Source organism: Burkholderia sp. 3C (assembly GCF_054589155.1).
Genome location: NZ_BAAILN010000038.1, coordinates 26,222 through 41,689, shown reverse-complemented (window position 1 = coordinate 41,689; position 15,468 = coordinate 26,222). Strand labels below are relative to the sequence as shown.

The following is a 15,468-nucleotide window of genomic DNA, read 5'->3' as shown; positions in this document are numbered from 1 at the left end:
GGTTCGACGGTTCGACGGTTCGACGGTTCGACGGTTCGACGGTTCGACGGTTCGACGGTTCGACGGTTCGACGGTTCGACGGTTCGACGGTTCGGCGGTGCGGCGGTGCGGCAGTTCAGCCCCTCACCGCTTCGGCTGCGGCAGCGCCGGAAACGCGCTGCCGTCGTCGGGCTGGCCGTCCTCGCGCGGCGCGGCGCGTTCGAGCGAATAGAGCCAGGCCAGCAGTTCCGCCACGGCCTGATACAGCGCGGGCGGAATCCGGTCGTCGAGATCGACCTGCATCAGCAGCGACACCATCTCGGGCGCCGTATGCACGTACAGCCCGGCCTCGCGCGCCCGCGCGACGATCATCTCCGCCACCAGTCCGTAGCCCTTGGCGACCACGCGCGGCGCGCTGTCGCCGCCGTTCGGGTCGTAGACGAGCGCGGCCGCGCCCTTGCGCCGGTCGGCGCTCACAGCCAGGCTCCGTCGTCGAGGAAGCCGAACTCGTCGATGTCGTCGAAATCGCCGAGCGGACGGGACCCCGGCGCGGGTGCCGCGGGTGCGCCACGCGCGGCGGTAGCCTGCCCGTAGGCCGCCGCGGCGGCGCGCGACGCGAAGGTGTCGAACGCATCGGGCGCGCTGTCCACGGCGCGGATCGACAGGCCGCCCAGTTCCAGCCCCGAAACCAGCAGGCGCTGACGCAACTGGTCACCGTGGGCGTTGAGCCGTGCCGCGCCCTCGTTGGAAGCGCTCAAGCGCGCGACCACCTGCGAGCCGGTCAGCACCAGTTCGGCATCCACCGCGCCGAGCGACGGCAACGACAGCACCAACCGCGTACGCCAGGCAAGCTGGCCATCGTCGCCCTGCGCGCCGCCGGCGTCGGGCTCGATGCTCCAGTCGAGCCGCGCGCCGGGCCATGCCTCGCCGGCCCAGCGGAACTGGTCGGTGGCCAGCAGATCGAGCTGCTGGCGCACCAGCGGCAACGTGGCCGGGTGGACGGTGGCCATCGCCGCCGCGTTGTTGGCGTTGGTCGCGCCGGCATCGGCCGCGCCGGGCGGGTTCGAGAGCGCGTCGAGCAGACGGTTCGCGCCGTTGTCGGCCGCCAGCGACGCGTAGGCCGACGCGCCGCTCGCACCGAACTGGCCGGCGGGCGCGCCGTGCGTGCCCTGGCCGGCGGCCGTGCCCCCCGCCTGAGCCGGCGCGGAAGATGCGGAGGACGAGGATGCCGAGCCCGAGGACCCTGGCGGAGCACCGCCGCCCGGAGTCCGCGCGCCGGGATCGCGCGTCAATTGCTGCTGCGGCTCGCCGGCGAGATCGGCGACCGGGCGCTGGCCCGCCAGCCACTGGGCGAGATGGGATTCGTAGAACAGGCCGCTGTCGGACACCGCACGCGCCAACGCGGCGGCCAGCGCCGCCACGGCCGCGTTCGCCGCCGCCGAGGCAACGGGTGCGGCGTTGGCGGCGCCATTTGCGCCATTCGCGGCGTTGCCGGCACCCGCAGCATTACCCGCCCCTTGCGCGCCGGCATTGCCGGCCCCCGCCGTCGCGGCGCTCGATGCCGAGCCGGCGCCATTCCCCGCACCCGCCGAACCGGCCGCGGCCGCCCCCGCTCCAGCCTGCGCAGCCGCCCCGCCATCCGCCGCCGCAGCCGGCATCAGCAGCGCCGCGATCTGCGGCCCGGTCAGCAGCGGCACGCTGCCGATCACGACCGGCGTGGCGTCGCCACCGAAACGGGAGATCGCGTCGAGCGTCAGCGCGACGTTCGACAGTGCGGTCTGGGCGGAGGGAGCGGGCGGCGTCGTGGCCGGCAACGGCAGCGGCGCGGGCGTCGCGGTGCCGGGCGCACCGGCCGGCACGCCGACCTGCGCGGCCGAAGCGGCGGGCGCGCCGGCCGACACGCCTTCGAGCAGGCTGTCGATCCGGCTGACAAGCATGGCAGCGGTAACGGCGTCGATCCCGGTCATCGTGAGCTTGCGCGCGGCATCACGCCGGCGTCGTGAGAGTGACGGCCGCCTGTCGCGTTCAGCGACGTGCCTGGTAGATGTCCTTGAGCACCCGCGTCGAGCGGCCGGCGTCGAACAGCGCCGACAGCCGGGCCACTTCGGGGCTCGCCAGATCGCGAATCGCCGCGTCGTCGGCCAGGATGCGGCGGATCAGCGTGTACTTGTGGCCGCGTTCGGCCTGATCGAGCAGCACCCCTTCCTCGGCGACCCGGAGGCCGTCGACGAGCACCTGATACTCGCTCTGCAGCCCATTGACCGCCGTCCAGTCGGCACCGCGGGCGGCCGTCAGCATCTGGCCGGATACATCCGCGATAGCCTCATAGAGGGCGAGGTAGGCTGCCTTGCGATTCATCGTGCGATTTCCGGCTGGGCTTGGGATGCCATCATGCGTGCGACTTCCGGAGCGATGCCGCTCCAGGCTTCCTCCAGCGTGGCGAGCAACCCGTCGACCTCGACGAGCATCGCATCGCTGGCCTTCACGTTCGCCTCGAGCAGGCGGCGCACGATGTAGGCGTAAAGGGCGTCGAGCCGGCCGGCGATCTCGCCGCCGGCCTCGACGTTCAACGAGGCCTGCAGGCCGTTCTCGACGATCCGCATGGCCTTGCCGATCGCGTCGCCGCGCGCGCCGACGTTGCCGGCGCTCAGGTGCAGGCGTGCATGGGCGATCGCCTTGCGGGCGCCCTCGTAGAGCATGGCGATCAGGCGATGCGGAGACGCGCCCATCACCCCTGTCTCGACGCCGACGCGCGCGTAGGCGTTGGCTCCAGCGTGTCCTGGGGAAAACATGACGGCCCTCCTGTTGGTGCGATCGTGACGGGTTACGCGACGCCCGTCGAAACGGCACGTGTAACGCAGAGTAATAACGGCGTTATCGGTAAGGGCGAGGAAAGCTTTAGAGCGCGGGCCGTATCGGACGCAAAAAGAGGGTCGTTCAGACCGACATCTGCATGATGTCGTTGTAGGCGCTGACCAGCTTGTTACGGACCTGAAGCCCGAACTGGAAACCGATGTTGGCCTTCTGCGCGTCCACCACCACGTCGTTCAGCGACACGTTCGGGGCGCCCAGTTCGAACGCCTTGGCCTCGTTGGCCGAGGTGGCCTGCGCGTCGCTGATCTTGTCCAGCGAGGACTTCAGCGCGCTCGCGAAGCTGCTGGCCGTGGCCGCGCCGTTGCTGGCGCCGGTGGCCGCCGCACTGGCGCTGCCGGTGGCCTGGGCGGCCATCGCCTGCATTTGTTGAAGCGCCGAAGCGATTCCGTTGACGGGCGCAGTCATGAAGTCTCCGCAGAAAGAGTCGGGGTGACGGACCGGCGCCGGGCCGGCAGGCGGGCACGCCCGATCCGGCCCCGGTGGTTCGCGACGGCCGCCCCGAGGGGGCAGCAAAACGGCGCGATGCCGGATTGCGAGCAAGGATAGCAAGCGCCCCCGGCGGCAAAGCCGGTGAAGTACGGGTAAAACTCGGTTCTTTTCGGCCGATGGGGGGTGGGCGCGAGCCGGAATAATCGCATCGTGTCATTGTCCGTCCGCTCGGCCGAGCGGCAGCCGCTGTGGAGAACCCCGAAGCATGGATTCGCAGGCCAATTCGCTGATCAACCCCGACGCGCGCACCGCCGTCGCCGGCACGTCGCCCAACGCGGCGATGCCCGGTGGCGCGCTGCCGGGCGCTGGCGCAGGCGCTGCCGACTTCGGTCTGGGCGGCTTTGCCGAGCGCCTGTCCGGCTTCTCGGGCCTGTCGCGGATGCGCACCAATCCCAAGCTGCCGTTCGTGATCATCACGGCGCTCGTGATCGCCGCCATCGTCGCGCTGGTGCTGTGGAGCCGCGCCCCGGATTACAAGGTGCTGTACAGCAACCTGTCCGATCGCGACGGCGGCGCCATCATTACCGCACTGCAGCAATCCAATACCCCGTATCAATTCACCGATGGCGGCGGCGCGATCCTGGTGCCGTCCAATCTGGTGCATGAAACGCGCCTGAAGCTGGCCGCGATGGGCCTGCCCAAGGGCGGCTCGGTCGGTTTCGAGCTGATGGACAACCAGAAGTTCGGCATCAGCCAGTTCGCCGAGCAGGTCAATTACCAGCGCGCGCTCGAAGGCGAGCTCGAACGCACCATCGCGTCGATCAACGCCGTGCGCGGCGCGCGCGTGCATCTGGCGATCCCGAAGCCGTCGGTATTCGTGCGCGATCGCGAGGCGCCGAGCGCCTCGGTGTTCGTCGACCTGTACCCGGGCCGCGTGCTCGACGACGGCCAGGTGCTCGCGATCACCCGCATGGTCGCCTCGGGCGTGCCCGACATGCCGGCCAAGAACGTCACGATCGTCGACCAGGACGGCAACCTGCTGACCCAGCAGTCGTCGGCCTCGGGCCTCGACGCCAACCAGCTCAAGTACGTGCAGCAGGTCGAGCGCAATACAGAGAAACGCATCGACACGATCCTCGCGCCGATGTTCGGCGCCGGCAACACGCGCGCACAGGTCAGCGCCGACATCGATTTCTCGCACACCGAGCAAACCTCGGAAAGCTACAGCCCGAACGGCGCGCAGCAGCAGGCCGCGATCCGCAGCCAGCAGACCTCCAGCTCGACCGAGATGTCGCAAAGCGGCGCGGGCGGGGTGCCGGGCGCGCTGTCGAACACGCCGCCGCAGCCGGCCTCGGCCCCGATCACGGGCGCCAGCGGCGCGGCCGGCACGCCGCCGACGCCGGTCAGCGACCACAAGGATTCGACCACCAACTACGAACTCGACAAGACCGTGCGTCACGTCGAGCAGGCCACGGGCGGCGTCAAGCGCCTGTCGGTGGCGGTGGTGGTCAACAACCTGCCGGTGGCCGACGCGAAGGGCCACGTCACCATGCAGCCGCTGACGGCCGACAAGCTCGCGCAGGTCCAGCAGCTCGTGAAGGACGCGATGGGCTTCGACGCCAAGCGCGGCGACTCGGTCAACGTGGTCAACAGCCAGTTCACCGAAATCGCCGATCCGCTGGCCAACGTGCCGTGGTGGCGCACGCCGGACATGATCGCGATGGCCAAGGACATCGCCAAGTGGCTGGGCATCGCCGCCGCCGCCGCCGCGCTGTATTTCATGTTCGTGCGCCCGGCGATGCGCCGGGCGTTCCCCCCGCCCGAACCGGCCGCCGTTCCTGGCCTGACCGCACTGGGCGGCCCCGACGAGCCCGCGCTCGACGGCCTGCCGGCGCTCGAATCGAACGCCGCCGGCGGCGCCTCGGACGATCCGGCCCTCCTCCCGTTCGAGGCGGACAAGCACCGCTACGAACGCAATCTCGAATACGCACGCTCGATCGCCAAGCAGGATCCGAAGATCGTCGCGGCCGTCGTGAAAAACTGGGTGAGCGATGAGCGCTGAAGGCCTGATGAAAAGCGCGCTGCTGCTGATGTCGATCGGCGAGGAAGAAGCGGCGCAGGTGTTCAAGTTCCTGGGCCCGCGCGAGGTCCAGAAGATCGGCGTGACCATGGCCACGCTGAAGAACGTCACGCGCGAGCAGCTCGACGAGGTGCTCAAGGAGTTCGTGGGCGAGGCCGAAAAGCATTCGGCGCTGTCGCTCGACTCCGGCGACTACATCCGCTCGGTGCTGACCAAGGCGCTCGGCGAGGACCGCGCCGGCGTGATCATCGACCGAATCCTGCAGGGCAGCGACACCAGCGGGATCGAGGGCCTCAAGTGGATGGACTCGGGCGCGGTGGCCGAGCTGATCAAGAACGAGCACCCGCAGATCATCGCGACCATCCTCGTCCATCTCGACCGCGATCAGGCCTCCGAAATCGCCTCGTGCTTCACCGAGCGGCTGCGTAACGACGTGCTGCTGCGGATCGCCACGCTCGACGGCATCCAGCCGGCCGCGCTGCGCGAACTCGACGAGGTGCTGACCGGCCTGCTGTCGGGCAGCGACAACCTCAAGCGCAGCCCGATGGGCGGCATCCGCACGGCGGCCGAAATCCTGAACTTCATGACGAGCACGCACGAGGAATCGGTGATCGAGAACGTCAAGTCCTACGACCCGGACCTGGCGCAGAAGATCATCGACGAGATGTTCGTGTTCGAGAACCTGCTCGACCTGGAAGATCGCGCGATCCAGCTGATCCTCAAGGAAGTCGAGTCGGAAACGCTGATCATCGCGCTGAAGGGCGCGCAACCGCCGCTGCGCCAGAAGTTCCTGGCCAACATGTCGCAACGCGCGGCCGAACTGCTCGCCGAGGATCTCGACGCGCGCGGCCCGGTGCGCGTGTCGGAAGTGGAGCAGCAGCAGCGCAAGATTCTGACGATCGTCCGCACGCTGGCCGAGAACGGCCAGGTGGTGCTGGGCGGCAAGGCGGAAGACGCGTATGTCTGAGCGCGCGCACAGCAGCGCCGCCACCCTCACCGCCTATCAGCGGTGGGAGATGGCTTCGTTCGACCCGAAGCCGCCCCCGCCGCCCGAGGACAACAGCGAAGCCGCCGCCGCCGCGCTGGCCGCCGAACTGCAGCGCGTGCGCGACGCCGCGCATGCCGAGGGCATGGCGAGCGGCCAGGCCGAAGGCCACGCGCTCGGCTATCACGCCGGCCAGGAAGCCGGCTACGCGGCCGGCATCGAGGCGGGCCGTACCGAAATGCATATTGCCGCCGAGCATTTCGCGGCGCTCGCGCGCTCGTTCGACGAGGCGCTGCAAGGCGCGCGCGACGCGCTGGCCGACGATCTCGCGCAACTGGCGCTCGATCTGGCGCAACAGGTGCTGCGTCAGCACGTCCAGCTCGATCCGAGCACCGTGCTGGCCGCCGCGCGCGAGGCGCTGGCCGCCGAGCCGGCGCTGACCGGCGCACCGCAACTGATCGTCGGCACCGCCGATCTGCCGGTGGTCGAAGCCTATCTGCAGGAAGAACTCGACACGCGCGGCTGGACCGTGCGCGTCGATCCGACCATCGAGCGCGGCGGCTGCCGCGCGCAAGCCGCCTCGGGCGAGATCGACGCGACCCTGCCGACGCGCTGGGAGCGCGTGGCCGCCGCGCTCGGCCATTCGAGCGAGTGGTAAGCCCATCATGACCCGCGCCGCCGACCCCGCCCCGAAAGCTTCCGCCGCCGCCCAGGCCGCGGCCGCTGCTGCATCGGCGGCGGCTGCTGCGGCGCTGGCGGCCAATCCGCACGTCGCGCACTGGCGCGGCAAGCTCGACGCGATGCGCGAGCTCGGCGCACGCGCGCTGCCGCTGCGCCCGAGCGGGCGCCTGACGCGCGCGGCCGGCCTGGTGCTCGAAGCAACCGGGCTGCGGCTGTCGGTGGGCGCCGAATGCATCATCGAATTGCCGGCCGGCAGCACGCTGCCGGTGGCCGAAGCCGAAGTGGTGGGCTTCTCCGGCGACCGGCTGTTCCTGATGCCGACCACCGCCGTGGCCGGCGTGCTGCCCGGCGCGCGCGTCTGGCCGCTGGAGCGCGCGCCGATCGCCGATCCGCTGGCCGGCGCGAAACGCCTGCCGGTGGGCTGGCAGATGCTCGGCCGCGTGGTGGACGCCTCGGGCCGTCCGCTCGATCGGCTCGGCCCGCTCGGCGCCGACATCGACGCGCCGCTGTCGGCCCCCACCATCAACCCGCTCGAACGCGAGCCGATCCACCATGTGCTCGACGTCGGCGTGCGCGCGATCAACGCGCTGCTGACGGTGGGCCGCGGCCAGCGCATGGGCCTGTTCGCAGGCTCCGGCGTCGGCAAATCGGTGCTGCTCGGCACCATGGCGCGCTATACCAGCGCCGAGGTGATCGTGATCGGCCTGATCGGCGAGCGCGGCCGGGAAGTGAAGGAATTCATCGAGCAGATCCTCGGCGAGGACGGCCTCGCCCGCTCGGTGGTGGTGGCCGCGCCGGCCGACGTCTCGCCGCTCCTGCGGATGCAGGGCGCGGCCTACGCCACCTCGCTGGCGGAATACTTCCGCGACCAGGGCAAGCACGTGCTGCTGCTGATGGATTCGCTCACGCGCTACGCGATGGCGCAGCGCGAGATCGCGCTGGCGATCGGCGAACCGCCGGCCACCAAGGGCTACCCGCCGTCGGTGTTCGCCAAGCTGCCGGCGCTGGTCGAGCGCACCGGCAACGGCCCCGAGGGCGGCGGCTCGATCACCGCGTTCTACACGGTGCTGACCGAGGGCGACGACCAGCAGGACCCGATCGCCGATTCGGCGCGCGCGATCCTCGACGGCCACATCGTGCTGTCGCGCCAGTTGGCCGAGGCCGGCCACTATCCGGCGATCGACATCGAGCAATCGATCAGCCGCGCGATGACCGCGCTGATCGACGAGCGCCACCTCGACCGCGTGCGCCGTTTCAAGCAGATGCTGTCGCGCTACCAGCGCAACCGCGACCTGATCGCGGTGGGCGCCTACGCGCCGGGCCGTGACGCCCACCTCGATCGCGCGATCGCGCTGTATCCGCGCATCGAATCGTTTCTTCAGCAGGGCTTTCGAGAATGCGCGCCGTTCGACGCGTGCATGGACGCGCTCGATGCCCTGTTCCCCGCCGAAGGAGGCTGACGATGGCTGCAAGCTTTCCGCTGCAAATCCTGCTGGACCGTGCCCAGGAAGAACTCGACAACGCCGCCAAGCAGCTCGGCCAGGCGCAACGCGACCGCAGCTCGGCGCAGGAGCAGCTCGATGCGCTGATGCGCTATCGCGACGAATACCACGCGCGCTTCGCCGAGGAGGCCAAGTCCGGCATGGCCGCCGGCAAGATGCGCAATTTCCAGTCGTTCATCGACACGCTCGACGCGGCGATCGGCCAGCAGCGCCGGATCGTCGGCGCCGCCGACGCGCGCCTCGATGTGGCCCGCCCGGCGTGGCAGGACCGCAAGCGCACGGTCGGTTCGTATGAAATCCTGCAGGCCCGCGGCGTCAAGCAGGAGGAGCACCGTGCCGCGAAACGCGAGCAGCGCGACGCCGACGAGCACGCGGCGAAGATGCTGCGCATGCGCGCCGACGCCGCGCACGCTTCCGAATAATTCGACCGAGACACCGCCATGCCCGCTCTTTCCCTGACCGCATCGCTGCTCGACGCCGCCAGCGCCGTGACCCAGAGCACGCGCAGCAACGACGCCGCCAGCCAGGCCTCGACGCCGTTCTCGCAGACGCTGCAGCACAGCGTGGCGAGCCAGCAGCAACAGCAGCCGAAGCCGGCCGCCAGCAGCACCGCGAACGCGGCAGCCAATGCAGCGGCGGCGGCGCAGACTCAGGCGTCCAACACCGGCAGCACCGACACCGGCGTCGGCGGCGTGCATGGCCATCGCGGCCATCACGGCAAATCGGATCAGAGCAACGGCTCGGACGACACCCAGGACGCGTCGCAAGCCGCGACGACGCCGGCCGATGCCGCCGCGCTCGCCGCCGCCGCCGCGATCCAGGCGCAGTTGCAGGCGCGCCAGGACGGCACCACCGGCAATGGCAGCAGCGCCGACGCGAGCGCCGCGGCCACGGCCGCCGCCAACGCACTGGCCGCCAATGCCGCCAGCGCCGCCACGGCCAGCGCCACCGACGCAAAAGCGGCCGCCGCCGCGCAACTCGCCGCCGGCACCAACGCCACGTCCAATGCCACCGCCGCCACCGGCAACGGCATCGCCGACGCGCTGCACGCGGCGCTCGATCGCCTGACCAACGGCGGCGCGGCCGCCGCCGCGATCCCGGCCGCCCACGACGCCAACGCGGGCAACGGCGCCACCGGCAACAATGCCGGCGCGCAACTCGGCAACGGCAACGCCGGTGCCGCGATCGCCCACGCCGCCACCGACCGCAACCCGACTACCGCCGTCTCGCCGTCCGAATTCGCGGCCGCCGCGAACGCCTCGAACACGGCCGGCAGCGCGACCACCGGCACGCATACCGACGCCATGCTCGCGCAGGCCGACACCAGCTCCTCGCAATCGGCGCTGGCCGCCGCCGCCGCGCAGCAGGCCTCGCCGCTGTCGCAGACGAGCACCGCCACCACGGCCGGCGCGAGCGCCACCGAAGCGAGCCTCGCCGCACGCGTCGGCACGCAGGACTGGACCGATCAATTGAGCCAGAAGGTGGTGTTCCTCTCGAGCGCGCATCAGCAAAGCGCCTCGCTGACGCTGAACCCGCCCGATCTCGGCCCGCTCCAGGTGGTGTTGAGCGTCGCCGAGAATCATGCGCACGCGCTGTTCGTGTCGCAGCATCCGCAAGTGCGCGAGGCCGTCGAGGCCGCGCTGCCGAAGCTGCGCGAAGCGATGGAATCGAACGGCCTGAGCCTGGGCAGCGCGAACGTCAGCGATGGCGGCGCCGGATTCGCGCAGCAGGACGCGCAACAGCAATCCTCGGGCGGAAGCGCAACGCGACGCGGCGGCGCGGTATACGGCGCGTCGGGCTCGGGCGCCGACGCCCTGGCCGGCGTTGCCGCGAGCACGTCGAGCGCCGCGACGCAGCAGCGCGTCGGGATGGTCGATACGTTCGCGTAAGCGCCTCCGTTCAGTTGCCGGCCGCAACGGCCGACGGCCTGGCGCGGATCGTCTCGGGCGCCGCGCCGCCCCGGCGGGCCGCCGCGATGAATTCCGCGGCGCGCTCGCCGATCATCACCGACGGCGCATTGGTATTGCCGCCGATCAGCGTCGGCATCACCGACGCATCCACCACCCGCAAGCCCTCCACGCCCCGCACCCGCAATTGCGGATCGACCACCGCGCGCGCATCGCTGCCCATCCGGCAGGTGCCGACCGGGTGGTAGATGGTGTCCGCGTGCGCGACGATCGTGGCGCGCAGCGTTGCATCGTCGTCCGAAGGATCGGTATACAGCTCGCGGCCGCCCTGCGAGGCTAGCGGCTCGGCGGCGAGAATCCGCCGCATCGCCTTCGCGCCCGTCAGCAGCAGGTCGAGATCGCGTGCATCGCTGAAAAAGCGCGGATCGATGCGCGGCGCATCGCGCGCGTCGCCGCTCGCCAGCGCCACCGTGCCGCGGCTTTTCGGGCGCAGCGCGCAAACATGCAGCGAATAGCCGAAGCCCCAGTGCATGTGGCGGTTGTGATCGTCGACCAGCGCGGTGCAGAAATGCAGTTGCAGGTCGGGCCGGTCCAGCCCCGGCTCGCTCTTGAGGAAGCCGCCCGCCTCGGCCACGTTGCTCGACATCATGCCGTCGCCCTTGCGCAGCCAGCGCAGCACTTGCGGCGTCATCTTCGCGATGCCGCGCACGCACACCCCCACCAGCTCCGACGAATTCACGCGCTTGTTGATGATGAAATCGATGTGGTCAATCAGGTTCTGGCCGACCTCGGGCGCATCGTGCACCACCTCGATGCCGTGGCGGCGCAGTTCGTCGGCGGGGCCGATGCCCGAGCACATCAGCAATTGCGGCGAATTGAACGCGCCGGCCGAGACGATCACCTCGGCGCGCGCGCCCAGCGTTTCGACCTTGCCGCCGCGCGCGAGCGTCACGCCGGTCGCGCGCTTGCCGTCGAAGCCGATGCGCAGCACCGTGGCGCCGGTCAGGATGGACAGGTTCGCGCGCGGCCGATCGTACAAATAGGCGCGCGCCACGCTGCAGCGCGCGCCGTCGCGATGCGTGACCTGATAGAAGCCCACGCCTTCCTGCTCGGGGCCGTTGAAATCGTCGTTGAGCGGATAGCCGGCCGCGTGCGCCGCATCGATGAATCGTTGTGCGAACGGATTCTTGAAGCGCAGGTCAGACACCGTCAACGGGCCGTCGCCGCCGTGCCAGGCGTTGGTGCCGCGCTGGTTGCCTTCGGCGCGGCGGAAGTACGGCAGCACGTCGTTCCAGCCCCAGCCGGTGCAGCCCAGCTCCGCCCATTCGTCGTAATCGAGCGGATGGCCGCGCGTGTAGATCATCGCGTTGATCGCGCTCGATCCGCCGAGGCCGCGCCCGCGCGGCTGGTAGCCGCGACGGCCGCCGAGGCCCGGCTGCGGTTCGGTTTCGTAGCCGTAGTTGGTGCCGATCTTGAACGGCACCAGCGCGGCGATGCCCACCGGCATGTTGACGAGCAGGTTGCGCTGATTGCTGCCGCCCGCTTCGATCAGCGCGATGGTCGCGTCGGGGCAGGCGTCGGCCAGGCGCGCGGCGAGGCTCGCGCCGCCCGAACCGCCACCGACGATGAGATAGTCGTACTGCATGTCATGTCTCCTTCATGTCATGGACAGCGACCGGCTTCGGGTCGTTTTTCGCTTGTAATGTCCGCGCATTGTAGGAACGCGGCGCGCGGCGCGGCGCATCGAATCAAGAGCGATTCCTCTAAACGCCGGCCGCGTCCCGCCTTAAGATGGCCGGATTCGCCTCGCGCGACGGAGCGCGGTTCGATGCAGCCGCCTCCCGCGAAATGGGAGACAGAGGAATGGATCAGCAGGTTCTGACGGCCACGCATCGAGTCACGAATCAGGCGCCGCCGCTCGCCGATTACAACGCGTTTGAAACCGACGCCGTGCTCGCGGCCGCCGTGCAACGGCACGGCGCGGGCTGGCATCGAACGGCGCTCGCGCAACACGGCGCCACGCTCACCACGCCCGACACGCTCGCGCTCGCCGAACTCGCCAATCGCCACACGCCTGAACTCGCCACGCACGACGCACGCGGCGAACGCATCGACGCACTCGAATTCCATCCAAGCTGGCACCAATTGTTGGGACTGCTACGCGCCGAGGGTGCGCATGCGCTGCCGTTCGCCGAACCGCGCACGGGGGCGATGGCCGCGCGCTGCGCCAGCTATTTCCTGCATGCGCAGCTCGAATCCGGCTCGCTGTGCCCGCTGACCATGACGTTCGCGAGCATCCCCGTGCTGCAAAAGGAACCGGCCCTGTTCGACACGCTGCGCGACAAGCTCTACGCGCGCGAGCACGACCCGCGCGACGTGCCGCTCGCGCACAAGCGCTCGATGATGATCGGCATGGGCATGACCGAGAAGCAGGGCGGCTCCGACGTGCGAAGCAACGAGACGCGCGCCTGGCCGCTCGGCGCGGGCGGGCGCGGCGAGCCGTATCGGCTGGTCGGTCACAAGTGGTTCTTTTCCGCGCCGCAATGCGACGCGCACCTGGTGCTCGCGCGCACCGGCGACCACGCCGGCATCTCGTGCTTCTACGTGCCCCGTTTCACGCCCGACGGCCGCAAGAACGCCGTGCAGGTGCAGCGCCTGAAGGACAAGCTCGGCAACCGCTCGAACGCGAGCAGCGAAGTGGAATTCCTCGATGCCTACGGCGTGATGATCGGCGAGGAAGGCCGCGGCGTGCCGACCATCATCGAGATGGCGAACCTCACCCGGCTCGATTGCGTGATCGGCAGCGCCGCGCTGATGCGCGCCGCGCTCGTGCAGGCGATCCACCATGCGCGCCATCGCAGCGCGTTCGGCAAGCGCCTCGCCGAGCAGCCGTTGATGCGCAACGTGCTGGCCGATCTCGCGATCGAATCGGAAGCGGCCAGCACGCTGTTCATGCAGCTTGCCGATGCGGTCGAGCACGACGATGGCCAATCGGCGGAGGCGCGCGGCTGGCGTCGCATCGTCACGCCGGCCGCGAAGTTCTGGGTCTGCAAGCGCGCGCTCGAATTCACCGGCGAGGCGATGGAGGTGTGGGGCGGCAACGGTTATGTCGAAACCGGCCCGATGGCGCGCTTTTATCGCGAGGCGCCCGTCAACTCGATCTGGGAAGGCTCGGGCAACGTGATGTGCCTCGATGTGCTGCGCGCGATCGAACGCGAGCCCGACGCGGCCGCCGCGCTGATCAGCGCCTGGCGCGCCGATCTGGCCGCGCATCCCGATGCGCTGCGCGCCCTCGACGAACTGACGCGCGCGTTCGCGCTGCCGCCCGACGAACGCGAAGCATCCGCGCGCCGCATCGCGCAGCGCATCGCGTTGATCGCCCAGGCCGCGCTGCTGCACCGCCATGCGCCCGAGGCCGTGGCCGATGCGTTCGAGGCCACGCGCTTCGGCGCGGCGAGCCACGAATCGGGGCGCGTCTACGGCACGCTGCCCGCCCGTTTCGACCACGCCGCGCTGATCGAGCGCGCATTCCCGGCCTGAGGTTCGGCCGCCATCCCGCCAGCCAAGAACAGGAGGAGACGATGAAGAACGACCTGCCCGGCCTCGCCACGCTCGACGCGTTGCTGCACGACCAGCGCGCCGCCTATCTGCGCGCACCGTATCCGTCGTGGGACGCGCGCGCGGGGCATTTGCGCGCGTTGCGCACGATGCTGATCGACCACGCCGACGCGCTGGCCGAGGCGATCAACGCCGATTTCGGCCACCGCGCCAAGCAGGAAGTGCTGCTCTCCGAAATCTGGATGGCGAAGGAAGAACTCGACGAAGCGCTGCGCCACGGCAAGCGCTGGATGCGCGCGCGCCGCAAGCCGATGAACAAGTGGCTGATGCCGGCGCGCGCCACGGTGATCCCGCAGCCGCTCGGCGTGATCGGCATCGTGGTGCCGTGGAATTACCCGGTGCTGCTCGCGGCCGGGCCGTTGATCTGCGCGCTCGCGGCCGGCAACCGCGCAATCGTGAAGATGTCCGAACTGACGCCGCGCACCTCCGAATTGTTCGAAGTCCTGATTTCGAAGACGTTCTCGCGCGATCACGTGGCCGTGGTCAACGGCGATGCGGAGATCGGCGCGGCGTTCAGCCGGCTGCCGTTCGATCATCTGCTGTTTACCGGCTCCACGCAGGTCGGCCGCCATGTGATGCGCGCCGCTGCCGATCACCTGACGCCGGTCACGCTCGAACTGGGCGGCAAGTCGCCGGCCATCGTCGGGCCGGGCGCGCGCTTCGACAATGCCGTCGATGCGATCGTCGCCGGCAAGACGTTGAACGCGGGCCAGACCTGCATCGCGCCCGACTACGTGCTGGTGCCGCGCGGCAAGGAGGAAGCATTCATCGCGCGGGCGCGAGCGCGCGTCGCGAAGCTGTATCCGGATTTCACCCGCAACGCCGATTACACCTCGATCATCTCCGAGCGGCATTTCGCGCGGCTCGACCGGCTCGCCACCGAGGCGCAGGCCGCCGGCGCGACACTGCACCCGCTGACCGATGCGAGCGCCGATCCGGCCATGCGCCGCTTCGCGCCGATCGCGATCACCGGCACGCCCGATGCGTCGCCGCTGATGCAGGAGGAAATTTTCGGGCCGCTGCTGCCGATCGTGCCGTACGACACGCTCGATCAGGCGATCGCCTATATCAACGCGCGGCCGCGGCCGCTCGCGTTGTATCTGTTCGAGGAATCGCGCGCGAGCATCGAGCGCGTCATGCAACACACGATCTCGGGCGGCGTGTCGATCAACGAGACGCTGATGCATATCGCCTGCGGCACGCTGCCGTTCGGCGGCGTGGGCGCGAGCGGGATGGGCGCGTATCACGGCTACGACGGCTTCGTGACGTTCTCGAAGATGAAGCCGGTGCTGACGCAATCGCGCCTGAACGCGCGCAACCTGCTCTCGCCGCCCTACGGCAAACGCTTCGCAGGGCTGATCAAGTTGATGTTGAAGTTCTGAGTGGGGTATTCAGATGTGGCGGGCAGGACCG

14 protein-coding genes are annotated in these 15,468 nt (G+C 70.0%); 8 read left to right on the top strand and 6 right to left on the bottom strand.

Annotated elements, in window-relative coordinates:
- Positions 1–123 precede the first annotated feature (123 nt).
- From ACYP33_RS05805 to fliE, 5 genes are all read right to left on the bottom strand, one after another.
- Entirely contained in the window at positions 124–456 is a 333-nt protein-coding gene (locus tag ACYP33_RS05805) for an EscU/YscU/HrcU family type III secretion system export apparatus switch protein (RefSeq protein ID WP_414443373.1), read from the bottom strand.
- A complete protein-coding gene (gene fliK, locus ACYP33_RS05800) occupies positions 453–1,946 on the bottom strand; it encodes a flagellar hook-length control protein FliK (protein WP_459620340.1) in 1,494 nt (497 codons plus the stop codon). The genes ACYP33_RS05805 and fliK overlap by 4 nt, the downstream gene beginning before the upstream one ends.
- Positions 1,947–2,004: 58 nt before the next feature.
- A complete protein-coding gene (locus ACYP33_RS05795; protein ID WP_459620338.1) occupies positions 2,005–2,337 on the bottom strand; it encodes a flagellar protein FliT in 333 nt (110 codons plus the stop codon).
- Positions 2,334–2,771, bottom strand: coding sequence for a flagellar export chaperone FliS (gene fliS / locus ACYP33_RS05790; RefSeq protein ID WP_414443376.1), 438 nt, complete (start codon positions 2,769–2,771; stop codon positions 2,334–2,336). The genes ACYP33_RS05795 and fliS overlap by 4 nt, the downstream gene beginning before the upstream one ends.
- Before the next feature lie 145 nt (positions 2,772–2,916).
- Positions 2,917–3,258 carry a flagellar hook-basal body complex protein FliE gene (gene fliE / locus ACYP33_RS05785; RefSeq protein WP_414450766.1) on the bottom strand — a complete coding sequence of 114 codons (342 nt, stop codon included), beginning with the start codon at positions 3,256–3,258 and terminating at the stop codon, positions 2,917–2,919.
- Between the two features lie 289 nt (positions 3,259–3,547).
- Here fliE and fliF point away from each other — a divergent pair, with 289 nt between their 5' ends.
- Genes fliF through ACYP33_RS05755 form a run of 6 tightly spaced genes read left to right on the top strand, consistent with a single transcriptional unit; the run spans position 3,548 to position 10,419 of the window.
- Complete coding sequence (fliF, locus tag ACYP33_RS05780) at positions 3,548–5,344, top strand: flagellar basal-body MS-ring/collar protein FliF (RefSeq protein WP_459620336.1); 1,797 nt, start codon at positions 3,548–3,550, stop codon at positions 5,342–5,344.
- Positions 5,334–6,329, top strand: coding sequence for a flagellar motor switch protein FliG (fliG, locus tag ACYP33_RS05775; protein WP_414443379.1), 996 nt, complete (start codon positions 5,334–5,336; stop codon positions 6,327–6,329). Before fliF ends, fliG begins: the two co-directional genes overlap by 11 nt.
- Positions 6,322–7,005 carry a flagellar assembly protein FliH gene (fliH, locus tag ACYP33_RS05770; RefSeq protein WP_414450764.1) on the top strand — a complete coding sequence of 228 codons (684 nt, stop codon included), beginning with the start codon at positions 6,322–6,324 and terminating at the stop codon, positions 7,003–7,005. The genes fliG and fliH overlap by 8 nt, the downstream gene beginning before the upstream one ends.
- A 7-nt stretch (positions 7,006–7,012) precedes the next feature.
- The gene (gene fliI / locus ACYP33_RS05765; protein WP_459620333.1) at positions 7,013–8,488 is read left to right on the top strand and encodes a flagellar protein export ATPase FliI; all 1,476 of its coding nucleotides are present in this window, start codon (positions 7,013–7,015) and stop codon (positions 8,486–8,488) included.
- Positions 8,489–8,490: 2 nt separating this feature from the next.
- Entirely contained in the window at positions 8,491–8,952 is a 462-nt protein-coding gene (fliJ, locus tag ACYP33_RS05760) for a flagellar export protein FliJ (protein WP_414450762.1), read from the top strand.
- An 18-nt stretch (positions 8,953–8,970) separates the two neighbouring features.
- A complete protein-coding gene (locus tag ACYP33_RS05755) occupies positions 8,971–10,419 on the top strand; it encodes a flagellar hook-length control protein FliK (protein WP_459620331.1) in 1,449 nt (482 codons plus the stop codon).
- A gap of 10 nt (positions 10,420–10,429) precedes the next feature.
- Here ACYP33_RS05755 and ACYP33_RS05750 read toward each other — a convergent pair whose 3' ends face one another.
- Positions 10,430–12,082, bottom strand: a complete 1,653-nt coding sequence (locus ACYP33_RS05750) for a GMC family oxidoreductase (protein WP_459620329.1) — start codon at positions 12,080–12,082, stop codon at positions 10,430–10,432.
- A 218-nt stretch (positions 12,083–12,300) separates the two neighbouring features.
- Here ACYP33_RS05750 and ACYP33_RS05745 point away from each other — a divergent pair, with 218 nt between their 5' ends.
- Positions 12,301–13,977: an isovaleryl-CoA dehydrogenase gene (locus ACYP33_RS05745; RefSeq protein ID WP_459620328.1), complete on the top strand. Its 1,677-nt coding sequence runs from the start codon at positions 12,301–12,303 to the stop codon at positions 13,975–13,977.
- Positions 13,978–14,018: 41 nt separating this feature from the next.
- Complete coding sequence (locus tag ACYP33_RS05740) at positions 14,019–15,437, top strand: coniferyl aldehyde dehydrogenase (protein ID WP_459620326.1); 1,419 nt, start codon at positions 14,019–14,021, stop codon at positions 15,435–15,437.
- Positions 15,438–15,468: the final 31 nt, after the last annotated feature.